General features: G+C 41.5%; 24 protein-coding genes and 3 tRNA genes. 8 read left to right on the top strand and 19 right to left on the bottom strand.

Going from position 1 to position 23407, the window contains the following annotated elements; translation table 11 throughout:
* Window positions 1-12 precede the first annotated feature (12 nt).
* The 13 genes from SGI74_12945 to SGI74_13005 form a co-directional block, all read right to left on the bottom strand.
* Window positions 13-1968 carry a Mu-like prophage major head subunit gpT family protein gene (locus tag SGI74_12945; protein MDZ4678404.1) on the bottom strand — a complete coding sequence of 652 codons (1956 nt, stop codon included), beginning with the start codon at window positions 1966-1968 and terminating at the stop codon, window positions 13-15.
* Window positions 1969-3462, bottom strand: coding sequence for a phage portal protein (locus SGI74_12950; protein MDZ4678405.1), 1494 nt, complete (start codon window positions 3460-3462; stop codon window positions 1969-1971).
* Window positions 3455-3664: a hypothetical protein gene (locus tag SGI74_12955; GenBank protein MDZ4678406.1), complete on the bottom strand. Its 210-nt coding sequence runs from the start codon at window positions 3662-3664 to the stop codon at window positions 3455-3457. The genes SGI74_12950 and SGI74_12955 overlap by 8 nt, the downstream gene beginning before the upstream one ends.
* A gap of 107 nt (window positions 3665-3771) precedes the next feature.
* Window positions 3772-5655, bottom strand: coding sequence for a phage terminase large subunit family protein (locus SGI74_12960; GenBank protein MDZ4678407.1), 1884 nt, complete (start codon window positions 5653-5655; stop codon window positions 3772-3774).
* A complete protein-coding gene (locus SGI74_12965; GenBank protein MDZ4678408.1) occupies window positions 5639-6049 on the bottom strand; it encodes a hypothetical protein in 411 nt (136 codons plus the stop codon). Before SGI74_12965 ends, SGI74_12960 begins: the two co-directional genes overlap by 17 nt.
* Window positions 6050-6128: 79 nt before the next feature.
* Window positions 6129-7415 (bottom strand): site-specific DNA-methyltransferase, encoded by a 1287-nt coding sequence (locus SGI74_12970; GenBank protein ID MDZ4678409.1) that lies wholly within the window; start codon window positions 7413-7415, stop codon window positions 6129-6131.
* Between the two features lie 87 nt (window positions 7416-7502).
* Window positions 7503-8090, bottom strand: coding sequence for a phage tail protein (locus tag SGI74_12975; GenBank protein ID MDZ4678410.1), 588 nt, complete (start codon window positions 8088-8090; stop codon window positions 7503-7505).
* On the bottom strand, window positions 8083-8286 hold the full coding sequence (locus tag SGI74_12980) for a hypothetical protein (GenBank protein ID MDZ4678411.1): 204 nt from the start codon (window positions 8284-8286) through the stop codon (window positions 8083-8085). Before SGI74_12980 ends, SGI74_12975 begins: the two co-directional genes overlap by 8 nt.
* 76 nt (window positions 8287-8362) lie before the next feature.
* Window positions 8363-8680, bottom strand: a complete 318-nt coding sequence (locus SGI74_12985; protein MDZ4678412.1) for a type II toxin-antitoxin system RelE/ParE family toxin — start codon at window positions 8678-8680, stop codon at window positions 8363-8365.
* Complete coding sequence (locus SGI74_12990) at window positions 8677-8970, bottom strand: type II toxin-antitoxin system prevent-host-death family antitoxin (GenBank protein MDZ4678413.1); 294 nt, start codon at window positions 8968-8970, stop codon at window positions 8677-8679. The genes SGI74_12985 and SGI74_12990 overlap by 4 nt, the downstream gene beginning before the upstream one ends.
* 89 nt (window positions 8971-9059) lie before the next feature.
* Window positions 9060-9338 (bottom strand): hypothetical protein, encoded by a 279-nt coding sequence (locus SGI74_12995; GenBank protein ID MDZ4678414.1) that lies wholly within the window; start codon window positions 9336-9338, stop codon window positions 9060-9062.
* Window positions 9335-9922, bottom strand: coding sequence for a hypothetical protein (locus SGI74_13000; GenBank protein MDZ4678415.1), 588 nt, complete (start codon window positions 9920-9922; stop codon window positions 9335-9337). Before SGI74_13000 ends, SGI74_12995 begins: the two co-directional genes overlap by 4 nt.
* A complete protein-coding gene (locus tag SGI74_13005) occupies window positions 9919-10833 on the bottom strand; it encodes a hypothetical protein (protein ID MDZ4678416.1) in 915 nt (304 codons plus the stop codon). The genes SGI74_13000 and SGI74_13005 overlap by 4 nt, the downstream gene beginning before the upstream one ends.
* A 202-nt stretch (window positions 10834-11035) precedes the next feature.
* Here SGI74_13005 and SGI74_13010 point away from each other — a divergent pair.
* The 6 genes from SGI74_13010 to SGI74_13035 all read left to right on the top strand — a co-directional run bounded on the left by SGI74_13010 (window position 11036) and on the right by SGI74_13035 (window position 14676).
* Window positions 11036-11112 (top strand) — tRNA-Arg (locus SGI74_13010).
* A 160-nt stretch (window positions 11113-11272) separates the two neighbouring features.
* A tRNA-Arg gene (locus tag SGI74_13015) sits at window positions 11273-11349 on the top strand.
* A gap of 229 nt (window positions 11350-11578) precedes the next feature.
* On the top strand, window positions 11579-12124 hold the full coding sequence (locus SGI74_13020) for a hypothetical protein (GenBank protein MDZ4678417.1): 546 nt from the start codon (window positions 11579-11581) through the stop codon (window positions 12122-12124).
* Window positions 12125-12275: 151 nt separating this feature from the next.
* The gene (locus tag SGI74_13025) at window positions 12276-12602 is read left to right on the top strand and encodes a hypothetical protein (GenBank protein ID MDZ4678418.1); all 327 of its coding nucleotides are present in this window, start codon (window positions 12276-12278) and stop codon (window positions 12600-12602) included.
* Window positions 12599-12856 carry a hypothetical protein gene (locus SGI74_13030; protein ID MDZ4678419.1) on the top strand — a complete coding sequence of 86 codons (258 nt, stop codon included), beginning with the start codon at window positions 12599-12601 and terminating at the stop codon, window positions 12854-12856. Before SGI74_13025 ends, SGI74_13030 begins: the two co-directional genes overlap by 4 nt.
* 266 nt (window positions 12857-13122) lie before the next feature.
* Entirely contained in the window at window positions 13123-14676 is a 1554-nt protein-coding gene (locus tag SGI74_13035; protein ID MDZ4678420.1) for an adenylate/guanylate cyclase domain-containing protein, read from the top strand.
* A gap of 7 nt (window positions 14677-14683) precedes the next feature.
* Here SGI74_13035 and SGI74_13040 read toward each other — a convergent pair whose 3' ends face one another.
* From SGI74_13040 to SGI74_13055, 4 genes are read right to left on the bottom strand one after another with little or no spacing between them, the layout of a single operon-like run.
* Window positions 14684-16048, bottom strand: coding sequence for a hypothetical protein (locus tag SGI74_13040; protein MDZ4678421.1), 1365 nt, complete (start codon window positions 16046-16048; stop codon window positions 14684-14686).
* A 17-nt stretch (window positions 16049-16065) separates the two neighbouring features.
* Complete coding sequence (locus tag SGI74_13045) at window positions 16066-16926, bottom strand: outer membrane lipoprotein-sorting protein (protein MDZ4678422.1); 861 nt, start codon at window positions 16924-16926, stop codon at window positions 16066-16068.
* Window positions 16919-19516: an FtsX-like permease family protein gene (locus SGI74_13050; GenBank protein MDZ4678423.1), complete on the bottom strand. Its 2598-nt coding sequence runs from the start codon at window positions 19514-19516 to the stop codon at window positions 16919-16921. The genes SGI74_13045 and SGI74_13050 overlap by 8 nt, the downstream gene beginning before the upstream one ends.
* Window positions 19509-20234: an ABC transporter ATP-binding protein gene (locus SGI74_13055; GenBank protein ID MDZ4678424.1), complete on the bottom strand. Its 726-nt coding sequence runs from the start codon at window positions 20232-20234 to the stop codon at window positions 19509-19511. The genes SGI74_13050 and SGI74_13055 overlap by 8 nt, the downstream gene beginning before the upstream one ends.
* Before the next feature lie 79 nt (window positions 20235-20313).
* Here SGI74_13055 and folE point away from each other — a divergent pair, with 79 nt between their 5' ends.
* A complete protein-coding gene (gene folE / locus SGI74_13060) occupies window positions 20314-20934 on the top strand; it encodes a GTP cyclohydrolase I FolE (GenBank protein ID MDZ4678425.1) in 621 nt (206 codons plus the stop codon).
* Between the two features lie 17 nt (window positions 20935-20951).
* Here the strand turns inward: folE and SGI74_13065 are convergent, their stop codons facing one another.
* Together SGI74_13065 and SGI74_13070 are read right to left on the bottom strand one after the other, a co-directional pair.
* Window positions 20952-21356, bottom strand: coding sequence for a hypothetical protein (locus tag SGI74_13065; protein MDZ4678426.1), 405 nt, complete (start codon window positions 21354-21356; stop codon window positions 20952-20954).
* Window positions 21357-21483: 127 nt separating this feature from the next.
* Window positions 21484-22971, bottom strand: coding sequence for an alginate export family protein (locus tag SGI74_13070; GenBank protein MDZ4678427.1), 1488 nt, complete (start codon window positions 22969-22971; stop codon window positions 21484-21486).
* A gap of 266 nt (window positions 22972-23237) precedes the next feature.
* Between SGI74_13070 and SGI74_13075 the strand changes: the two genes are divergently transcribed.
* Window positions 23238-23315, top strand: a tRNA-Pro gene (locus tag SGI74_13075).
* The last annotated feature ends 92 nt before the right edge of the window (window positions 23316-23407 follow it).

The following is a 23407-nucleotide window of genomic DNA, read 5'->3' on the forward strand; positions in this document are numbered from 1 at the left end:
AAACTTTAGACATTAAGCTCCGACGTTCTTAAAGATCCCGCGATAATCAATGGCCTTTGCTGCCACATCCAGACGGGCCTTCACTTCAACGCCGTCCACATCAAAACCATTTCTGGTCTCCATATAAACTCCGCGTTGACCGCTCAAATATCCCAGCTCCACGATGTCAATTTGGCCGGTGGCGGCAGCGATGTACCAGGCAGTTGAAGAATTTGCGTCAAGCCTCGGCTCAACAATCAAATTGTCAAACTGACCTGAGAAGGGATTTGCGTCTGCGGCTTTTGTAGGACGAATTTCTTGAGCAAGAAACTTTCTTGCTGTGGTTTCAAGAGCCGCTGGCACAATGAGGGTCACGGGCAAAAGATTTAAAACCTTCCCATTTGGATCTTGTTGGAGCCTCATCTTGGCTCTTGCCTCAGTGAGTGTGGTGTCACTGATAAATCCGGCTGTTCCAAGATTATTGTGGCTAGCATGGAAAAGGGCTATGGCGTCACTTAATGCAGCATTGGCTGTCAAGATGGCCCAGACCAAATCACTTTCTAAATCAGCTGCGGCACGCCCAAATAATTCGGGAAGTCTGGTGAACGCTCCGAGGTCATCGTTAATAATCACCTGACGAGTGATGCCAACAATCTTGGCATAACTTGCTAGTTGATATTTCTCAGCACCCTCACCAATGGTACCCCTTTTTACTTCCCCATCTTCTCCAACAAGCTCAAGAGCCGGTGCTCCACCTAGCGACACACGAGAGACTTGTTTAAAATCTGGAAGATCAGCCTCTCTCACGATTGGGACATATGTTTTGGGCGCTGATTCATAGGCTTGTCTTAGGGTTTTATTTGCAATATTGGCCAACACATTTGGAAAATCAGAGGTGGAATGAAGCGCACGACTTGAGAGCTCCATTTTTGTAAGCCCACGAGTTCTAACCCCGCTTGCTTCACAAAAAACCCGAGCAATTTCCATCAGGCTCATGCCCCGAAATTCCATACCTTTTTCAGAGAGCTTAAATTCTTGGGGTTTAAATCTGTGAAGAAGAAATTGCTCTGCCCCTTCCATTCTGGCCTCGCGGGTTTGATCCCCACCCACCTCAACTTTGACCTGACTTCTGGTTTGGACGGCTTCTTCTTTTTTAGCCCACTCGTCAATGATAAGCTCGCGGGCCTTCTCAACCGTAACGCCGGTTTCAATGAGCTTATGGGCAAAATCCTCTTCTAATTTTGCAGTCCTTGTGGACTTTAGAATTTCACTCACTCGTTTTCGTTCAACATCGATGGCTTCTGATTTTAATTTCTCAAGATTTGGCGGGGTTTCAGCCCTGACCTGATTTTCAGGTGTGGGCTTATCGATTTGATTCTCAACCTTAGTTTCTTTTTCCATTTTCCTTACCTCCGTAAGAGTTTTTTCAATTTCGTTGATAAAAATGCACTCGTTGATTTCATTTTCTTTAGCCCTTAGACCTGCTCCGCTGTCTGCTCCTACGGGAACAAGGGAAATTTCCATCGGCTCCCAATCTGTGGCGAGATATGTGGGAATTGATTCGTTATCCCCTTGAGGTTGGCGCTCGTATTTATAAACGGCATAACCAACAGAAATGTTTTTCAGGATTCCGTTTTTCACATCATTAAAAATACTTTGAACATCTTCCCTGTCAGAAAATCTCACCAGCGCTCTGCCTTCAGAGTTTTGAAGCCACGCTTTTTGAACAACTCCAAGCACAGAATCCAAAGAATACTGATCATGCACCGCTAGGAAGGGAGCAGCTCCGCTGTTAAGTCTTTCAAGCCTTACATTTTTGGGATCAAGCGATAGGGTTTCAAAAAACGGGTCTGAGAAAAAAGGACATCTTTTAACGGGAGCCCCGGTACTCCAGACCACCTCTACTGATTTATTTTTTTCATCAATCGTTGATGGTTGAAAATCAGCCCTCAATTGCATTTTTGGAATTTGAGTTTTACGGTTAATCATTTATGCTCCTCCGGCGGCGGCGGCTGCAACGTTAATCGGGCCGCCAGCTTGTGAAGTTTTACGAGGATCAGAATCAAGAATAAGTCCCAAGGAATCTAAACGCTGATTGTCCTGGTTCATTTCCTCAAATTGTTGCTCAGGGTCATATCCCTGCTGACGAATGGCCTCGCTTTGCGTGAGAAGACCTGAGCGGATGGCATCCCTTGTAGCAGAGACCTCTTTTGCGGGATCAATCATCTCCCGCCTAGGTGGAGTCCATGTGGCAACAATGCCCGTTATGTCATTCCCTAAAAGGCTTGCTGCCTCTAAAAACCACTGCCATATGGGGTCACAAAACCTCGGGATGATTAGGTTCCAACGCCATTGTTCAATATTTCGCTGAAATTCAAGCCAGCCCATTCTTCCAGATGAAAAATTCACCTGAGACAAATCACCAGTAAGTGCTTCATAGGGGATTCCAAAACCAATCGCTATAGCGTGAAGGGTAATGCTAGAGAATTGCGCGTAATCGGAAAGCTGTGGAGGGTTGGGAAAGGTTATGTCTTTCCCAGGTGGAAGAGCTTCAATAGCACCAGGTTCAATTTTATCCCCTAAACTTGTTTGAGCCGAAGTCAAATCAACGGGTGTTTCAATATCTCTTATAAATGCCGCAAAGCAGGCCGCAATTTTTTGCCTGACAATCTGAGCATCTTCAAATTCGTCAAAGTCCCTTAATTTAAGCATAATGGGGGCGCTCCAAGGAACGCCTCTCACTTGACCGGGCCTATCTACCCTATAGAGATGAAGAATTTCAGAAGCATCAACACGGGATGATTGAAGGCCAAAACTTGTAACCAGAGCATTGTTTCCCGGATGCTCCTTATATAAATAATAAGCAACACGCCTCCCCAACACATCAAACTCGATGCCTTGAATAATATAATTTCCAGAATTCGATATTTTTCCTTCACGGAATGTATCGATAAAATCAGGCTCTAAAATTTGGAGTTGAAATGGGACTGTCGTTTTGTCTTGCGAGAATCGTCGTCTGCGTCTGACAAGAACTTCTCCGCTCTCAGCGATGGTCCTCATCACAAGTGTTTGAAGTCCGTAGAAATCATTCACTCCGTCAGCATCACACTCTGTTGTTTCTGCCCATTTCTTCCAAAGCCCCGATATTTTTAAAGACTGATTTTGGTTTTTACTTTTTGCATTTGGGATAATACCTGTGCCAATGGTGTTGGCTGAAATTATTTGAATGGCACGCGAAGCATAGGGATTATTTCTAACAAGGTCTCGCGATCTGTCTCGAAGGCGCGGTAAAATGCCATGTGTTTCTGCATTGGCCGAAGTGTTAGAAGTAAGCCAGCCGCCAGTCCTGTGACTTGAAGTGGCCCCTTCATATTTTCTTTTTGAGAAATCAGATAAGGTTTTTTCTAAAAGCCTGGCTCTCGCTCGCCTCACACCGACTGTGGGACTAACAAAACTTATGGCTTTATCGAGAAAATTAGCCATCCGTCCCCTTAGAGGTTGTCATGTAAAATCTGTTTCCCTCGCCGGACTTGATAACGCCTAGGTCTTTTCGCATGAGATCTCTGATCCTGAGCATTTCGTCCAAGGATCGATAGATGACTTCTTTATCAGCGTACTTAACTCTCAATGCCCCTTGAGAAATGGCAAGTTCAAGTGCTGTAAGCTGGTCAGACGTGTAGGACACATTTTTCCTTTGAAATATGTTTCTTTCTTCCTATTTTGCGGAATATTTGAAAAATATTTCAATTGCTCATTAGTGCCCTAGTCTTTAGTGGATAAAATTTGAGAGTTCTACCAGAAAGAACTTTTCTTTTTGGAAACCGGATTGACCTGCTCATTGTTACCCTGCTTGAGATTTTTTATTTGAACGTATTTACTTAAAATTTCATTCCACTGAGATTCACTAAACCGATCCATCCCAAAAGCATTGGCCGCAGCTCGTGCGTACACCCTGCAATCTAAGGCTTCGTTTCTATCTCTGATTTTTTCCCACTCATATTTTCGATAGCCACGGATAATTTTAACAACGAGCTGCTCACCCGTTAATTGTTTGAAAAACTCATCACCATATTGCGGAAAATGACAAAACCCTGGCGGGAATTCACCGCCGTCATCAACAGGTCGATCAAGCCTCAACCAAGAATAAAGCTCATTTTTGACAATACTTGAACCTACGGGCCAAACTCTAAAGCCACGCTTTATCTTTCTCCCGAGAACAGTGACATCCACCGTACTAGGTTGGCCCACCATAAGGGCCGCGCCATCTATCCCTTTCACAGCCATAACCCGATTCATGGGATGCTTTCTTGCCCAGTTATAGACGTGTTGGGTGTTAAAGCCTGAATCTACCGCAAGCATTTGAATTTTTAATGAGTAATGCCCCGATTCATGGAGCCATTCTTCCATAAGAATTTTATCAAGTTCTTTCCAAGGAAGTTCAGTTGCACTATCGCCAGAGATTACTCGATAATCGATAGACCACGATTGTTTGTCCTTTCCCCACGCGACGACTTCAACCTCAAGTCTATCTTTTTGAACGTCGACACCTGCAGTAAGAAAAATACCAGGAGCGGGGATTTTATTGATGGCATAAGTTTCACGCCTATCATAAAGCCTCTGCCAATCAGGAGCGTCGCCTTTATCTTTCCAAGTTTCCCCAAGAACGGTGTTAATAAAACCTTTTAGCATTTCAGGTTTACTTTGGGATTTTTGCCAAAGCTCCACAGCCTCTCGCCAGGAAAACCACCCCAGAGGGCTATATAGAGAATTAATGTGAAAACCTGCAACCCTGCCCGATCTCACGCCAGGGGTTTCTGCTCGCCACTCGCCTTTTAAAAACATTTGGGTTTTGTGGTGTTCTTCAATATCCTTTTCACAATGCTCACAAATATAGACAACTTTTTCTGGCTCATTATCAGGCCATTTGATCTGTGACCATTTTAGAAATTGGAATTCATTGCAATAGGGACAAGGCACAAAGTAACGCCTTTTATCACTGGCATCGTAGGCAGCTTCGATGCGGCTCCGGCCCGACAGTGTCGGAGTTGAAACTAAGAAAACTTTTTTCCTAGCAAAGCTTCGAGTACGAGCTCTGGCCAATTCTACAGGCTCACCTTCACCATCCACATCCCCTGGATAAGCATCCACCTCGTCTAAAAATAAATATCTAACTGGCATTGACCTTAAACCCACAGCAGAGTTTGCTCCCGTCATAACCAGTCTCCCGCCAGGAAAATCTTTTTCTAAAATGGTGTTACCGGAATCTCTTGAACGAGCCTCCTTAACTTTACCTTTCAGTCTTGGAGATTCTTCAATCAGAGGAGCAATACGCTGCTTTGAATTTCTCTTTGCAAGCTCTACTGTTGGTTGTACGGCCATCATAGGACCAGGGGCATGATCCATAATATAGCCCATCCAGTTGTTTCCTGCTTCTGTCCCCCCAATTTGAGCGCCCTTAATAAAAACAACCTCTTCAACCATTGACGATGATGAGAGGCAATCCATGATTTCTTTTAAATACGGAGTGCGACTTGTTCGCCACTGGCCTGGTTCTGAAGATGACTTTTGAGATAAAATGCGATGAGTGTCAGCCCACTCTGAAACAGTCAATATTGGATCAGGAGTAAAGCCTTCCCAAAATAATTCAGAATAAATCTGCTTATCGTCTGTTTGCACGCACTAATTCCTCAAGAGCCCGTGTGATTTCTTGACTTAAAAGCTTATGAACCTTGACGGGGTCTGGTTCCCCGGCAAGCTCATTTGAAATTCGATTTGGAATATTTAAAAGAGCATCCCTGACAATTCGAGCAACTTCAAATGCCTCAAGCTTCACCTTCTCGGCATCAATAAGTTTTCCGGTTTTTTCTTCAAACTCTAGTTTTGCAATTCTTGCTTGATATGTCTCTCTAACAGCACGCGCTTTGAGATAACTTTGACTTGACGAGGAATCCTCGCCCTCATTATTTCTTTGCTTTGAGGGGTCAGTTGTTTGTTCCCATTCTTTATCAGCCGTTATCGGATTAATTTTAGGATTTCCGTCTTTATCTTTTGTGGCAGAAATTCTACCCATCTGAATCGCTTTTTGAACCGCCTGGTGGGTCACCCCTCTGTGCCTGGCATACTCCCTTACACCTAAGAGCTTCATTTAATTATTTCTTTTTTTTAACAAGAGGCGCAGGCACCGTTTTACCTGGCATTAGAAGCACCGCCTTTTGGCCCGTGAATTTTTCCCACCGAGCAATAATCACGTCGCAATACTTGGGATCAAGCTCCATGAGCCTTGCTTTACGTTTTGTCTTCTCAGCGGCGATAAGCGTTGAACCCGAACCACCGAAAAGATCTAAAACAATACCATCTCTTTTACAGCTATTTCTAATGGCGCGCTCGATAAGTTCCACTGGTTTTTGTGTCGGATGAACATACTCTGACGTATTCCCTCGGCTCATCTCCCAAACATCTGATTCGTCTTTTCCCCCAAGCCACTCACCGTCACAATAAAATATAAATTCATGCTGGGGCCTATAGTGAGACATCCCAAGGCCAATAGATTTTTTATTCCAAACAATGCAGGCTTTTGGTTTAAGGGAACTTTTAATCAGGGCCTTTTCAAATTCCGAAAATGTGCGCCAGGTAAAACAAACGTACACCCCAGCACTTGGTTTTTTAAAGGTAACACCACACTGAATGGCCTCTTGAACAAGTTTTATTAGATCAGCGCCCACTTTATCGTCATTAAGAATCATGCCGTGAGCTTTGATTTTCACAATCCCATTTTTATCAAGGACATGATTCCCAGGCTGCCTTCCCCCGCCATAACTCATCCCATATGGAGGATCAGTAAATACAAGGTCAGTTTTTTCTCCACCCATAAGATTATGAACGTGACTCATGTTTGTAGAATCGCCACAAAGAAGACGGTGATCTCCAAGCTTAAAAACTTGTCCTAGTTTTGTTTTAGGAATTTTTGGAACCTCTGGCACTTCGTTTTCACTTGTACCGTCGGCTCCCGTATCTTCTTCCCCGTCAAGAAGTTCATCGAGTTCCGAATCTTGAAATCCCAAAACCGATAAATCAAATCCATCAAGCTCAAGAGCTTTTAATTCTTCTGATAGTAAAGTGTCATCCCACCCAGAATTTAAAGCGAGGCGATTGTCTGCAATGATGTAGGCACGTTTTTGAGAAGGAGTGAGATGATCTAAAACAATAACTGGAACTTCTTTCATGCCGAGAATATTCGCAGCCATCAATCTTCCGTGACCCGCGATGATTCCGGCTTGCGAGTCAACTAGGATTGGATTTGTAAATCCAAACTCTTCAATCGAATTTGCAATTTGTTTTATTTGATCTTCAGAATGCGTACGGGGATTTTTCTGATAAGGTTTTAGCTTTTCAATTTCCCAGACTTCAAATTTCTTTGGTAGTTCTACTGATTCCACTTTGCCTCATTTTATAGGGTGGCTACTGGCTACCCAAAATTTTCCCTGTCACTAGAAAAATGCCGGGCGCTCCCCACCCGTATTTCATTAAGCCGAGGAAGGACCCGTGGCCCTTACCCCTTCGCGCTTAGAGTAAAATTCAAAGTCTCTTTCAAAATTCTTTCTAAAACCGTCAAGCATGTAGTCATTGAGCTCAGTGAGTAGGCTGCCTTTTTTAAGCTGCTCCTCAAGCGCACTAGAAAACAGCTGACGAATGGGCAGGCGTTCATTACCCACACGCTCAAAGATTCCTTTTTTGCCAGACTTAAGTGTGATTAAGAATCCCGTGGGCACGACCTGCCTTACCCCACCAATGAGTACAGACACGCCCTTTCGCGGGCCGCGTGATGTTTGAATGGTCACCTTTCGTGGTGTGAACTGCACAAGGGGAAAGCCCTTATCAAATATGCGAAGGGTTCCGACCGCCCTTGTCTGCGTGGCCTTAACAACATTTAATCGCTTTGAAATATCTTTTTGTTTAAGGCCGAGCTCATCACTCAGGCGCTTCTTCACGCGTGTTCTAAGTGAAATCATGGTGGTGTTGATCGCGTGAACACTCGCCTTCTTAATAACCGTGACGGCCTTAGCCTGTAATAGGTCTTTTAGTTTTGCGGTATCAAAGGAAACTTCAATCACGGACAACCTCATAGCTTGCGGTTGCCATTCCGAGGTCGCTTAAATATGTGTGGATCACGCGCCCGTGGATTCTTAAGGCTTCAACGATGTGATCAGGGACACCGTTATTGATGAGCTCTAAGAAATATTCCTCAAGCGCATCGGCGGGCTCAAGAGATGGGTCAAACTCAATGACATTTGCATAGCGGATTCTCATTCTCCCTAAAGCATAGGGTAAACGCCATGAGGCCCGCACCTGCTCATTGATGCCCTAATGTTGGAGAAAGGTGAAATTAGGATTCTTCGCTGTCTTCTGCGGCTTCATCATTTGCGGTCACCAACAAGCGATGACCTTCAAATACAGTAAGAATTTCGATGTGCTTCGAATAAACTTGGTAAACAATTCGGTAGGATTTTAACAATACCTCGCGAATCTTTTTTTCTTCAAACTCTGGAACGATTCTCCCAGCAAAGGGATGGGAAGCAGCCTGCTCAGTCTTCTTTTCAATTTTTAAAATCCACTGCTCGGCACCAGCAGGATTGTCTTTTGCAATAAACGCAGCAATTAAATCAAGATCCTCGCGAGAACGTGCAGACCAAATTATCTTCATTTTTTCTTTTTAGTTCCATATTTAGCTTTTAATTCACCCATAACTTCCTGGTGGCTAAAAACTCGACCAGCTTTTACATCGGCCAAGCCTTCTTGAACAGCTTCAATAAACCGGCCACGTTCATTTAAAGAATCGAATTCTTCAGGTGTAACTAGAACAGCAGCGGGTTTTCCGTTTTGAGTAATAACCACAGGACAATGGGATTCCTTAAGCTCACGTAAAAACTGCGAGGCATGAACTTTAAAATCTCCCAGAGCAACAATATTTTTGGCAATTCGAATAGGTTTCATATTAGCACCTCATGTTTGGATCTAAATTCAGACTCAAGTATAGACCTGTATTACGGTCTAAGTCAAGACCTGTTTAGCCGACCCCACAACTATTTTAAATCATTCAAGAATCTGAAAGGTTCCTTTTCCTTCTTTTCCGCCAGAATCGCATGCGCCTTTTCGACCACTTCTCTCAGCTGATTGCATTCGGCATAAAGGATTTTTTCCCGAAGTCGCACCTCATCTTCAATTTGCCTTAGTCGCTTTATCTCTGCCTCCAAACGATCAATCTCTTCATAGGCCGCTTTCAAACCCGAAGTCAAAGTGGAATTATCAACCGAAAGAACTGGATCTAAAATCAATTTTGCAAATCCATTTGCCTTATTCATAACAGCTCCAGATGGTCGCGTGATTTTGCATGACCAGTATTTTCATCGTCGGAGCCGTCGATAAGTTTTTTTGTTTCACTCAACAAATTCCGATCACGAGCGTTTAACAATGGCGCTTGATTATCAAGACCGGCAGCTGCCCTTTTTAGCGAAGCCAAAGCAATATCTCGCAGTTGCGCTTGGATTATCGGTGTGTTTTGAACGGTCATCGTGTGACAAAGACTATTCCAGCCACCATATCGCTCCACCGCACGCCAGCCAAGCTCGCCAATGAACTTGCATGCCTCTGTAGGATTCACCCAACCGAATCGATTCACAGCTTGCAGAATTCTTCCCGCCGCCTCTCTAGCTTCAGATTCAAAATCAGTTGGAGGTAAAATTTGATCTAAAATTTCTTTGATCGAGGGAAATGGATCTCGCGTGCGACGAGTAGTAAATATTTTCTCAAGCGCCTGACAGATTTTCTCATAGCCGTAGGGCGCAAGGTAGCTGTCATAGGCTCTAAAAATCATCGTATCAAGATCGAAACTACAAACCTTGGCTAACACAGTAAGCTTCTCGAAAAACTGCTTTTCATAATTCAAGCCCCACTCCCATGTTTCTCCTGCCAGTACTCCTGGAGTGCCGAAACATTGTTGTCCATTCGCTCATTAGCCCTAGCTGAAACGGAATTGACTTTTCTCCCTGTGGCCCATTCAGTTCGAAGCTTCTCCGCATGACTGAGCATCAGACCCACGCCATGACAGTTCTTCTCGTACTGAAAATCTCTATGGGTTAAATAAAAAGCTGCGACCTGTGGCGATTCTTCTCGGCCAAGCCTGTCAACAAACTGAGAGAGTTGACCTCCGACCTTGGCGTTCCAAACAGGTTCTTCTCCATATTTTGTCCTGTAGGCTTCTTTGTACGAACACCACGTTGCCTTTGTCTTTGGCTCCTCAACTAATTCCAAAGAAATTGGTAACTCAGGCGGCGGAGCGGTTTCATCAGAAACCCCCGGCGCTAAATTACTAGAAGCAGAATTTGAGAAAGAGGTAGAGGTAGAGGAAGAAGAAGAGAAAGAGGAAGAGGGTTGCGTTTGCTTACGTTTGGTTACACTTTGCTTACTTTTGCTTAAGCTTTGGTTACTTTTGGTTACAGTTTGGTCAACCTTTGCTTGACGCTTGCTTGGCCAACGCTTATTAGCACTGGCTGCTCCTCCTTTTTTTGCCGCCTCCTGTCGTTCCACATACCAGGAGAACTTCTCCTCCGTTCCCCGAACGTAGACATAGTCACCCCGGTCATCGGCGAACTTCACCTCAAAGACGGCATCAGGCATGCCCGCCTCAATCCAATGTTTTTTAGGGATAAGTTTTTTATCAAGAGACCAGAACTTCTGCGCCAGTTTCCAAGCGTTCGTCATTACACCATCCGCCTTGAATTGACAGCCAAGTTTAATCGCTAACTGCGCCCGGCGGTTATCACCCCAATATTCATCCTCAATATTCAATCGCGCCATACACTTCCCCTTATCAATGTTGTTTAAGTTTCAAAGTTAGTTTCGAGGGCAAATTATGACTACGCGCCACCATAGGCGACATTGACTTGGCCCGAGGAAACGGGGTATGAGAAGCTTTTGGGTTGAAGAATGGGCGTTGTGCGCCTTTGGGCTATGATTTTGGCTAGTAAAGGGGAGTGAAACCCTGCCGGAAATGCCACATGGCCCCGTAGCTCAGTTGGATAGAGCAACAGATTTCTAATCTGTGGGTCGCATGTTCGAGTCATGCCGGGGTCACCACTTTTATCGCGCACAGTTGGCCAAAAAGTTTCCCCCAATTTTCCCCCAATCTTTTTGTACAAAGTTATACATATAAGTACAAATGGGCTAAAAATGGTTGACCCTACCTTAAGGGCAAAAGTAGTATATTTATTAATGAAATTAAAGGCTTGTACGATCTGGTCCGGTAGCTCAGTTGGATAGAGCAACGGCCTTCTAAGCCGTAGGTCAGTGGTTCGAGTCCACTCCGGATCACCAATTAAACTATTGAAATGGTTATTCTCGGGTATAGGAATATGGTTATGAATAAATTATCATAGAGAACTACCCCACAAAGACAAACAAATCTTGAGACGGCTAACGAAATGTACAAGGCCGCGTTTATCATTAAAAAAGAACGATTTGCAAAGTTGAATCCTGGTATTTCTGAATCTGAGCTGCATCAAAAAACTATCGATTATTTTCGTAAGCTGTCTGAGAACAAATCTTGGTAGGTCCACTTGAGGTTCTCAAAGATATTGTGGATCGATTTGAAACCGCTAAAGTTGATTATTTTTTAGTCGGTTCACTAGCCGCAATGTATTATGGTCGTCCAAGGTTTACCAACGATGTTGATTTAGTTGTTCATATAAATCCCACGCAGATCAACGAGTTTGAAAAACTATTTCATATTGATGACTACTATTGCCCACCACTTGAAGTTTTAAAAGATGAAGTTCTTCGGCAAGGCACATTTAATCTTATTCATCAAACCAGTGAAATAAAAATTAATATTGTTCTTCGAAAAAAAACTCCATTTTCAACTTCAGAATTCAGCAGACGAAATTTAGTAAAATTGGCACCTGATTTTGAAGTCTATATTGCAACACCTGAAGATGTCATCATCAAGAAACTAGATTTTTACAGAGAAGGTGGTTCTGAAAAATATCTTGTAGATGTTAGAGAAATACTAGCAGGTACAGAGGTTGATAAAATTTATCTTAATAAATGGATCATGCAATTAGGCCTGCTACGTGAATGGGAGAAAATCTAACTCTACAACAGACAAGGTGGTTATATGCAAGTAGGCAGCCATAAAGGGGGGGATTAATTAAAGTTTAACGATATACATATATAAAATATAATACTGTAATTACAGATAGTTATAATATATAATGTATAGGATATTAAGGAGTTGACTCTTCATGAGTGACAAGCCAAAGCATTATTCGTTAAAAATTTTTGTTAACAATCATAAAATAAGTTCTGTTCTTATAGGCCGTCATTATCTTCTTAAGCACAGCTCCTCTATGAACGACGAGATTATTTTGCAATTGGTGATGGCTTTAGATGAAGGAACCTTCCCTGTTGATTCGACTGTAGACGGTATTGAATATTTTGTTGCCGATGTCGAAATTGGAAATCCCAATAAGGTTTATAGAATCATTTGGCTTTTTGAAGGTGAGTTTTTAGAGGTGTTAGGAGTGATTAATGCTTACAGAAGAAAGAAAAAGAGAGGTCAAAACAAATGAAAACTAAGAAAAGTAAACTTGAGACTTTATCAAAGAAACAAATAGAGAATATCACTGAGAAGGTTGAGAAACGATCAGATATTCCCTTGGTATCATCTAAACAAGTAAATATGCGCGTTAACAGTGAACTACTTCAACGCATAAAACTTTTAGCAGCCGCTCAGAGACTGCCCTTCACTACTTTCTTAGGAAAACTGATTAAAGAAGATGTTGATCGACTTTGGAAGGTTTTCAAAAAAGTTAGTGGTGACTAAACCCAACCCTTATGGCATGTCGGATAACCTTTTTTGCGATAAAATCTTGGCCGGTTTTATCTATCAGGTATAAGAGTTAAGGCTTTTTGATTCCATCATATGCTGGGCTTGGGCCGACCATAGTGCCTGGTGAGTCTTGCTAAAGACCAATTTTTTTCCAAGCGAAGTCTTGCCAGATTATTAAAAATGCCATCTTTTTGAGACAATTCATCAATAATTTACGCCTACTCATTACCTAAAACACATGATTTTCCGATACTTAATTGATGAGAAAAGCACATTACATTTTTGGAATAGGTACCGCGATTTTCATACACCTTGCGGCTATACCTATTTTATCAATTTACGGTGTGCATATTTGCCCCGTACTTAATAATTTAGGCTTTCTTTTTGGCTGCAAATTTAATGGAATATTTTCGATCTCAGTTTTAAGTATCAATGCCTTGTTAACAAGCGTTGCATGGCTGGTATTTTTAAAACAATATAAAAAAAATCCAGTGCGCACAGGGTTTATTCGTTACTTTCCGTTTTTTATCTTGATAAGTCATTTCACATCTTTTGTGGTCGCAAATTATTTTTTAAACGCTTATTTAGAAAGTCTGCAAGTTCCGCAGCCTACTTTAGATAAAATGAATATCGCCTTTTTCTACACAGCAATCTTATTAGGCGTTTTACAATCAAGTATCATCGATTGGATGGTACAAGGTTGGCTAAGAAATCACGCATCTACAAAAGATATTAATTTCTCAACCACTAAAGAGGCGATACTTGGCCTCACAACACGCTGGACTTTCAGTCATTTCTGGAATGCATTGCCAACGATGGCAGTCATCGTCGTTAGTTGCACTTATATCTATGCAAAATACACAACACTTAGCGAAGATTTTGAAATTGATGCTGAGACATCTTTGATGCTCAAAGCTGAAACATATAAAATTTTTGCATTAGTTGTTGCGTGGTACATGTTGATTAAAACTTTTACATTTTTAAAAGAAAAACGACTTATTGATTCAGTTCACAAACATCTTGATGCCCTTTCAAATCTTAACCCTCATTACTACTCACCCACTATTGCATCTGGTTTTTGGGAAAGTATCTTTAAAGCCCTAAACCAAACGACAACAATCATTGAGCAACGCACAAGACTCATGCAAGGCCTCACCTCTTATGCGACAAGTTCAGTTGTAGATCGCGTGCTTAGTAATAAAAAACTTGAGATTCATGGTGAGCTTAAAGAAATAACACTCCTTGTTTCTGATCTTCGTAACTTCACACAAATGTCAAATTCACTTGCCGCTGAAGACGTAGTTAAGATTTTAAACATATATTTTGCAGACATGCTTGAAGTGCTTACATTAAACGGTGTCACAGTAGATAAGTTTATTGGTGATGGAATCTTAGCATACATCGATGAACCTGATTTGAGCATTGAAGCTGCACATCAAAAAGCAGTTACCGCTGCATTGGGTATGCATCTTAAAATTAATGAAACTAATAAAAAATTTAAAGAACTTGGACTTCCTGATTTACAAGTAGGTGTAGCCGTTCATTCGGGCAAAGTAATCTTAGGAAGTATTGGTGCAAAAGAAAAAATGCAGCATACTGTTATTGGCGACGCAGTAAACGCCACTGCACGACTTGAAAGTTTATGTAAGGAATATGATTCTGGTATTGTTATTTCAGGAGCAGTTTTTAATTCAATTACTCAAGATGTAAAATCAAAGTTTACAGATTTAGGACTTCAAGAAATCAGAGGTCTTAAAAAACCCCTACACATCTATGGTGTTCTAAATAAAATACTAAATAAATTAGCCGCATAATCTCATTTTAAAACGAATATTTTGCTTCAAAAAATACTGAATTGTATGTACTTGATGTACCAAGTGCTCGATCACTTGGGCCACCATAATAATCAACACCTAATGTTGTTCGAAAAAGATCAGTCCACGCATATGAAGCTTTGGGTCTTATTAAATAATCACCACCGTTAAAATAGCGCATGTAAAAAATTTCAGCATCAAAGTGATTCTCATCATTTGCATAACTCAATCGAAATGTTGCACCAGGTTGAGATTGCTCTTGATAACGAAAAATTAATGCATTGGTTTGAGCAATCTGGCGATTAATTGAACTTGAAATCAAATCTGCACCAGTTGTTTGATCAATAGCTGTGTATTGTGGATAATATTTGTATAAAAATTGCCCTTGGATTCTAAAATCATCACTCACGGGGCGCTCTACTCCCCACGCTGAATTAAAATGTGTGGGCTTAATCAAAGTATTTGCCCCATCATTATTAGGTGTACGAACATAAGCCCCTTCGCCGCGATATATCCATTTGCCACTGACATAAGAACCATCCGCCCCCAAGGCATTGATGCGACTAAAACTCTGAGATAGGTTTGTTACAATCGGTGGCATAACAGTGTGATTTATTTCTTTTAAATAAGGCCTGTGATCCCAACCTGAAAATGCACTAATAGAACTATCCCAACTATCTCCTGTATAGGTAAGTTTAGCTGCGACTTCACCATTTGCTAAGATCGGATCCGGAGTTTCTACACCACCAACAACGACCTGTGCTGGAATCACATCAGGCGAAATCAGCCATTTTGATTGTGCAAAATAGGGCATCCAAACTAAGGTGACATTCAATGGAGAACGGCCCTCCTCAGGCGTCCATGACGACCACAGCCCAGTACTTGCAACACGTCTGGTTTCATCATCAGCAACTAGATAGCTATAATCTTTTGCCGATAAAAAATCAGTCGGATTAACAACATCAGATTTACCCCATGAAATAATTTGCCTACCCGCTTTTAGCTCCCACCCCATATTTGTGTAATGGCCATAACCTTCTCGAATTGTATTTCTTAAATGTGTACCGGCTTTATCGCCAGTGAGCCTAGAATTATTTCCGTCAAAAAAATCTCCCTGATAAATCAGGCGTCCAGATAAATTATCATTTAACTGACCATCTAGTTGCAGCCATGCTGATGTTGCAAATTGATTAAATGTTTTAGGCGCAATGTTTTTTTGATAAGGGAAATATATATCGGTAAAAAATTTTCCTGATGTGGATAATTCAAAATGTGATTCTGAAGCAGATTCTAAATTAAGGCCTTCATGACTATGACCAACTGAAATCCAACTACAAGTTGTCATCCAGAATGCAATCAATACTAATGACACTAAAGACTTAATCACCATCATTTATCACGCGCCAAATTTTGAGGCGTAAATATGGAATCAGAAATACCCACATTCACTTTTGCTTGGCTAAAATGCAAAATAGTATAGCGATTATTTTTAACATTCTCCATCTTGATATGATGGGTCATCCATTTATGAAGTTTGATATCGACCTCTTTAATTTCACTTGCACTCATTTTTTTCCAAAGCAAACCTGCTAAATCAAAATACTCTGATTTAGCAGACATATAATTATCCATTCGAATCCATGAAACAATGCGCGAGGCACCTGTTCGCTCTTTCACTTTATCAGCAATCAAAACAGTTTCAATGACAGCGCATCGAATGCTAGTAGCCTCTGGGCAATCTTCTTCTTTAAGCATTTTATAGGTGTAATCATCAACATGTGGAGTTGCGATGTCTGAATATGAGAATTCTGACCCCATGAAACTTCCACTTTGTTGTTGGCTTTCAACTCGCCGTATTTTTTTAAAATTAGGCAAATAAATCTGAACATCAGTTTGATCATTTTCATGTTCTAAAAATAAAATCCCCTCACCTCTTACTTCCGGAGGAAAATGAAATCTTGTTAGCGTATTAAAACGAATATTATCTTTTTGAAGTTTTCTCCACCACGTGAATTCTTTAACGCGCTCTTTAGATTTTCCACCACCGGTTGTAAGCACTGCTTTTGATGTGACGTCTTGAATCTTTCGAGCGTCTTCATTTTTAATCATTATCTCTTTTGCAGAAAGTGCAAATGCGCTTTGCACATCTAACAAAACACATATCAACGTTAATGCAGTAAAAACACAATGTATTAAGTTACCATTTTTCCAATTAATGTTACTCACGTTAACGTTTCTCAATTTATTCATACTCTAAGGCCTCTCTAATTTCGAGACGTGATGCACGCCACGCCGGATACACACCGGCAATCAATGTTATTAAAACTCCAGCGCCAATAGTGGTAGCGATTGCAGACCAAGGGAATGAAAACTTAATAATCCAACCCAAAACCTGAGAAAGTGATGTTCGAATCCACATTTCAGAAATCCATGCACCAAAACCAACTGCGACCAGGGCCCCAAAACCCCCTTGCACCAATGCTTCTTGTAAAATCATATTCATCATTTGACCACGTGACATACCTACAGCACGCAACATTCCTAATTCTCGTGTTCGCTCAATAACACTGATCATAAATGTATTTAAGAGGCCCAGAAGTGCAACCAACAGTGCTGCCATTTGTATTGCGTATGTGTAGGCAAAACTTTCATCAATACTTCGATTAATGCCCTCTTTAAGTTCTGAATTTGAGGTGGTCATCAAATTTAACGACTGGCCAAAACGCTGATCAATTTCTTTTCTAATAAGTGCTGGGTCATATCCGGGAAGTGCCTTAATACCAAAACCATCAACCAAAGAATCATTCCATAATTTTTTATACATTACTCGGTCGATATAAAAAATGCCTTCAGGAGACGCAAAATCAACTATTACACCAGCAATTTGAAATTTATGTTTACCAGTAGGAGTATTTAATTCAATCACATCGCCAGTTTTTTTCTTAAAATGCATGACGAAATTCTCAGAAACAAACACAGTGGGAGTTTTAGAATGAAAGAGCTCGCGTCCTGCTTCTTCAACGTTTCTATCTTGTACATCAAAAACAGAATACTTCTCATCAGGGTGCGGCTCATCATATGCTTTTAGCGCTAATTGCTTACCTTCATACTGAAGATGAATAAAACGTATTGCATAGGTGCCCCCGTGTGGACCTTTTTTAATACCTTGAATATCTTCTAAGTTTTTTCCAATGTCTTCGTGAAGAGGTTGAACTTCATAGGTAATTAAATTTCCGTTTGATGCCACGAGAAGATCGACGTGCAAAACTCGGCTAAACCAACCCACAATGGTCGATTTAAAACTCACGTTCATTGATGCAACAATAATAACTAAAATAAGACCAACAATAAGTGTTGTGACATTACTCCCCGTGCGTTTTGGATTTCTTAAAAGATTATCATAAGCAAGACGCGTGACTGTGCCACCCATACGTATTGCAAAAGAACGAAAAAGAAATATTAGCCCTGCAACCACCGTTGGCCCGACCAATGCTGGCCCAACCATTGTTGAAACCTGATTTAATATTCTTAAAAAATCAGATTGGTTACGCCACTGATAATTAGATGAAATCGTGAGAAAAATAAGTAACAACAACCCCGTGACAAGTGAAAGTGTAAAAATATTTTTCTTCGCTACTTGTTGACTAAGTTCTGATTTTCGCATTGCCTCAAGGGGTTGAATATAAGTTGCTCGAAATGAAGGGATTAACGCCGCAATAAATGAGGCTCCAGCACCTAGTATAATTCCTAAAATCATTTCCTCTGAACCAAACACCACTTTCGAAGACTTAATGGGCATCATGTACTGATGCGAAAGTGAAGTTGTCACAGTCTTTAGTAATATTGTCGAGAGCCAGCGCCCCAACCAAACTCCGCCGAAGGCTCCAACCACACCCATAACTACCGCTTCTGAAAGAAATAAAATTAAAATACCCACACGTGTCGCACCGAGGGCGCGCAACGTACCTATTTCTCTTCGGCGCTCAGCAACAGATATGCTTACCGAGTTTGTTACCAAAAAAAGCCCGACCAAGAGTGCAAGAAGACTAAAAAATGAAAGCATCACTTGGTAACTCTTAACCAACCTCTCCATGCCTTCAGATTGACTGCTGGGTCTTTGCACATCAAACCCGGGGCCCAAGCTCTCGGTAATATTTTGTTTCACGACTTCAAGATCAATACCGTCTGTGGGAATAATATCTATGCGATCTGTTTTATTTTCTTTTCCAAAAGTAACGCGCGCGCCATCGATATCCATTATGGCAAGCGCTCCACCGTAAGCACGTGCTGGGCCTTCGGGAGTTAAAAGACCGCGCACTGTTAGTTTTCTTTTTCCACGAGCAGTTGCAATTTCAAAAACAGAATCCATTTCAAGGCCATGAGACTTTGCAAATGCATGGGTTAAAATAATGCTGTCAGGTTGATTAAGAAACACTAATGGATCTTCAATTACCTCTTCATCAGTAGTTTTATAAGTGCGCACCCCTTGTTCTTTAAGTAGATCGACACCTAAAATAACAAGCGTTTCATTTGAAACCTTTGTACCAGCGAAATAGGCGTGCGCCTCAATCATAGGTACGGCATGCTTCACACCTGAAATTTTTTGAAAAATATCTATTTTATCTTCAGGAAATCCTGTTTCACCGGCTGTGATTGATAATTGTGCTTTGCCCGCAATCGCATCAATACTTTCTTTAAATGAAGCAAGTGTTGAGCGATTAATAATTTCTATTGCGATATAAAGTGAAACACCAAGACCTACGCCAATTGTAGTGAGAAGAGTTCTTCCAGGCCTGTTTAATAAATGTCTTAAACCAACAAACCTAAATAAATTACGCACGAGGGGTTTCCCTGTGCTCCTCAAGATTTTCAGATCGTGTATCAGATTCGATGTGACCATCGCGCATTTTAATTAAACGATTTGCATAAGACGCAGCCTTGATATCGTGTGTGACCATGAGTACCGTGTGACCACGCTGAATAGACATAAGCTTTAAAAGTTCTAAAACCTTAGCACCCGTTATTGAATCTAAATTTCCTGTAGGCTCATCTGCTAAAATCAGTAAAGGGTCTGTCACTAACGCGCGAGCAATGGCCACTCTTTGCATTTCTCCACCAGAAAGTTGATCAGGTTTATGATCCATACGATCTTTAAGACCAATAAGCGTTAATAGATCTTGAGCTTTTGGAGCTATTTTTTTCATTGGCTGTTTATCTAACAAAAGTGGCAAGGCCACGTTTTCAAGAGCTGTTAATGTGGGTAAGAGATTAAAAAATTGAAAAATAAAGCCCAACCGGCGTCTTCGAAACGCTGAAAGTTCGTTATCACCATAGGTCTCAATTGCTTGGCCGTCGAGAATAACGCTACCTGAAGTTGGCCGATCTAGACCTCCCATCATATGCAGAAGTGTGCTTTTCCCGGAGCCACTTGGCCCCATGATGGCGGTAAATTGTCCACGATTGACGGTAAAAGAAACACCTTTAAGGGCTTCAACTTGCTGTTGGCCCCTTTGATAAACTTTTTTGAGATGTTTGACCTCAAGAAGTTGCACGGCCATCAATTTCCCATAGCGCCTCCCTCAACACAACTTTAAAAAGACTCTTTTTGATGCCTTCAATCTATGGTAGGAACATCCCATGAAAAAGAAAAAATCAAAGACGCTACTAGCCAAAACATCTGTGATTTCTGAGAGCGATCTCACACATTTAAGTGACAACATACGCGATGTTCTCAACCACATCGGAGAAGATCCCAAGCGTGAAGGCCTTCTAAAAACCCCTGAGCGCTATGCTAAAGCCCTTGCTTACCTCACCAGCGGTTACGCTAAATGCCCCAGTACAGTTCTCAATGGCGCTATCTTTCACGAACAGTACGATGAAATGGTCGTCGTTAAAGACATCGAAATGTACAGTCTTTGCGAACATCATATGCTTCCGTTTTTTGGTAAAGTTCATGTGGCTTATATTCCAAACGGGAAAATTGTAGGTTTAAGTAAAGTCGCACGCATGGTCGATGTATTTGCCAGACGCCTTCAAGTTCAAGAACGATTAACCACTGAAATTGCACAAACACTTGTTGATCTGCTTGAACCTCGAGGAGTTGGAGTCGTAATTGAGGCCAAACATCTTTGTATGATGATGAGAGGTGTTGAAAAACAAAACTCATCAATGGTGACAAGTTCCATGCAAGGTGTCTTTAGAGACTCAGACGTGACACGAAAAGAATTCTTAAGCCTGATAAAATTTGGACAAAATTAAAAAACTACGTATTTTTGTTACTTACCTACATTGTACGAAAATGTGCGGCCTAACTCCCAGACGGTGTTGCCAGTATGCATATCGATAAGATCATACTGAACAACGACACCTCCACCAGCAACTTCATCCATAAAAATTTCTAGGCTAAATTTTCCGTTATCGTGGGTTTGAAGATTTAATGGCTTAGTAGCGTAAATATTTTTAAGTCGTTCTGATGGAGAAATAAGTAATATTTTTTGCAGATTTCTAAAACCTGGATGCAAAAATTTTGTTTTTTCTAATTTTTGAAGATCGCGCTCCCAGCCGGCCATAAAATTTTGGTTTGCATACCGAGGATCTTTAGATTGCCAAGTGCGGTAAGCACCCGAAAACCCAAGACCAACACCCGATAAGATGAAAATGAGTGCGATGAGTTTTGTCATATATTTTTAATTGTCGCCTATAACTGAATTATCTCAAAATAAAAACCCCATGTCCTTTCAGACATGGGGCGTATCTATAGTCTAGTTTACAAGTTGAGCCTATCCGAGCACGCAACTTACTTCTAAATTAGAAGTTGTACTGAGCTTGAGCCAATAACTGCCAAGCGTTTTTTCCAACTGATGCAGCGTAAGTAGCTGCTGCAGTAGGAGCACCGGGTGTAAAGTAGTTACCCAACATAACGTAGCTGAACTGACCGAGCATGGAGAAACCATGACCGTAGTTATGCTTCATCCAAAGATCAATCTCTGTACCAAGAGCTTTGTCTTTGTTGGTTATTGCACTCACAGCAGCTGCGTTAGTATTAAAGCTTGTTCCTTGTAAGCCTTGTACTGTGGGACCAGATTTATCACTTGTGCGGCTGAGAAGATTTGCTTCAATCCCTGCCACGCAATTTTCATCAGGAGCTACAGTTAAACCAAGACGGATATTGGTTAAGTTACCAAAACCAAAAATGTTAGCGCGTCCTACACGTCCGTAGGTATCAGCGAATAAAGGTTGATACTCTTCGTTTTTATCGCCTGAACCAGTAGCAGTTACATCATCGCCACTGTCCATGTGATAACCAGCATACAAACGACCCTTCATGAATTCAGGAAAGTTTGCTCCGACTTCGAGATCATACATTGAACCACCGTAGCTCATATCTGCAGCACCGGCAGTTTGTGTTTTTTGTTTACCTGATTGCATAGCAAGATCAAGTCGGTAGTCGATAATAGCAACATCACCTTTAACATGAGCACCGTACGTTGTTAAATTGTACGCGCCCTTTGGAGTGTGTGTACTTGTACCAGCAGTGTTACTGATACCAGGAGCAAATGATCCGCCATTTGCAGCAGGTGCAGCACCTATTGCATCACCATTAACTTGTATTACGAATACATCAGCAGCTTTCAAAACATCGGGAAGATTTTTGAATGAAGCATGCAATACCCAAGCATTAACTTCAGCATCAGTAGTATTTGATACTGCTGCTACTGAAGTTGCAGGTAGAATTGGTGTAGCGATACCCGTTTCTACTAGCTTTGCTCCAGCGAAATCAAGATCGAGGAAATCCCAGCTAAAACGAGCTAAAGCACCGTCGAATACATTGGGAGATCCGCCCCAGTCACCTTTGGAAAGAACTAAACCTGCACCATAGGCAGCAGTTGAACGACCAGCTTTTAGGCTAACCATGTCTGAAACTTTCCACCATAGCCAAGCTTCACTCATTTGCACGCCATTAAGACCAGTTAGACCTGTTGTATTATGGGCACCCAATGTTGCAGCACTATTTGGGTTGGTTGTAACATTAACGTTTGAACCCCAAAGTGCAGTGTGGATCAAGTTGAAGTAAGCTTGAAGCTTATCACTTGAAACTGCATTGATGTGAAACTGATTGCGCTGCTCAAAGCGTTGCTCTGAGTGAGCACCGTTAGCAACGAAAGTACCATTTTGTGTTAAACCGTAACGTTGGCGAAGTTCGCCACCGAATTTAAATTCTGTACCTTTGTCTTGAGCATTTGCAACGGTACCTGACAAGGTAGCCACAGCAAGTACTGCTAGTAATTTCTTCATTAGTTTCGTCTCCTCTTGGTTGACATTCTTTAATTGTTTATTTCGTAGCTGTTTTTATTTTTTGTTAATTTCACACGGGCCCATAACTACAGAATTACCCACACGAATACCAGCAAAAATTAAAATCGTTTTAATCACCCCCAATGTTAGGAACGCATTGAGTAAAAAATCAACTTCTTTTTTTTCACACTTCACGCGCTGCAACACAATCTACCGATTGACTCGAGTGCACTGCGCAAATAAGATATGTCTTTTGCAAATATAATCGGGGTGTAGCGCAGCCTGGCTAGCGCAACTGCTTTGGGAGCAGTGGGTCGCTGGTTCGAATCCAGTCACCCCGACCATTTTTCAAAAAATGTTGCTTGAATGTTGGAGTACGGCCTCAAATAGACTTTCCACAAATGGGCCAAAACTTAATTGGCGTGATATTATTAGC

This window comes from Oligoflexia bacterium (assembly GCA_034439615.1).
Taxonomy (GTDB): Bacteria; Bdellovibrionota; Bdellovibrionia; order JABDDW01; family JABDDW01; genus JAWXAT01.

What these genes read in the sequence shown, in the direction of transcription:
- SGI74_12945 (MDZ4678404.1), bottom strand. Translation starts at nt 1,968, where the DNA reads ATGATTAACCGTAAAACTCAAATTCCAAAAATGCAATTGAGGGCTGAT.
- SGI74_12950 (MDZ4678405.1), bottom strand. Translation starts at nt 3,462, where the DNA reads ATGGCTAATTTTCTCGATAAAGCCATAAGTTTTGTTAGTCCCACAGTC.
- SGI74_12965 (MDZ4678408.1), bottom strand. Translation starts at nt 6,049, where the DNA reads ATGGGTAGAATTTCTGCCACAAAAGATAAAGACGGAAATCCTAAAATT.
- SGI74_12980 (MDZ4678411.1), bottom strand. Translation starts at nt 8,286, where the DNA reads ATGAGAATCCGCTATGCAAATGTCATTGAGTTTGACCCATCTCTTGAG.
- SGI74_12985 (MDZ4678412.1), bottom strand. Translation starts at nt 8,680, where the DNA reads ATGAAGATAATTTGGTCTGCACGTTCTCGCGAGGATCTTGATTTAATT.
- SGI74_12990 (MDZ4678413.1), bottom strand. Translation starts at nt 8,970, where the DNA reads ATGAAACCTATTCGAATTGCCAAAAATATTGTTGCTCTGGGAGATTTT.
- SGI74_12995 (MDZ4678414.1), bottom strand. Translation starts at nt 9,338, where the DNA reads ATGAATAAGGCAAATGGATTTGCAAAATTGATTTTAGATCCAGTTCTT.
- SGI74_13005 (MDZ4678416.1), bottom strand. Translation starts at nt 10,833, where the DNA reads ATGGCGCGATTGAATATTGAGGATGAATATTGGGGTGATAACCGCCGG.
- SGI74_13025 (MDZ4678418.1), top strand. Translation starts at nt 12,276, where the DNA reads ATGAGTGACAAGCCAAAGCATTATTCGTTAAAAATTTTTGTTAACAAT.
- SGI74_13030 (MDZ4678419.1), top strand. Translation starts at nt 12,599, where the DNA reads ATGAAAACTAAGAAAAGTAAACTTGAGACTTTATCAAAGAAACAAATA.
- SGI74_13035 (MDZ4678420.1), top strand. Translation starts at nt 13,123, where the DNA reads ATGAGAAAAGCACATTACATTTTTGGAATAGGTACCGCGATTTTCATA.
- SGI74_13045 (MDZ4678422.1), bottom strand. Translation starts at nt 16,926, where the DNA reads ATGAATAAATTGAGAAACGTTAACGTGAGTAACATTAATTGGAAAAAT.
- SGI74_13055 (MDZ4678424.1), bottom strand. Translation starts at nt 20,234, where the DNA reads ATGGCCGTGCAACTTCTTGAGGTCAAACATCTCAAAAAAGTTTATCAA.
- folE (MDZ4678425.1), top strand. Translation starts at nt 20,314, where the DNA reads ATGAAAAAGAAAAAATCAAAGACGCTACTAGCCAAAACATCTGTGATT.
- SGI74_13065 (MDZ4678426.1), bottom strand. Translation starts at nt 21,356, where the DNA reads ATGACAAAACTCATCGCACTCATTTTCATCTTATCGGGTGTTGGTCTT.
- SGI74_13070 (MDZ4678427.1), bottom strand. Translation starts at nt 22,971, where the DNA reads ATGAAGAAATTACTAGCAGTACTTGCTGTGGCTACCTTGTCAGGTACC.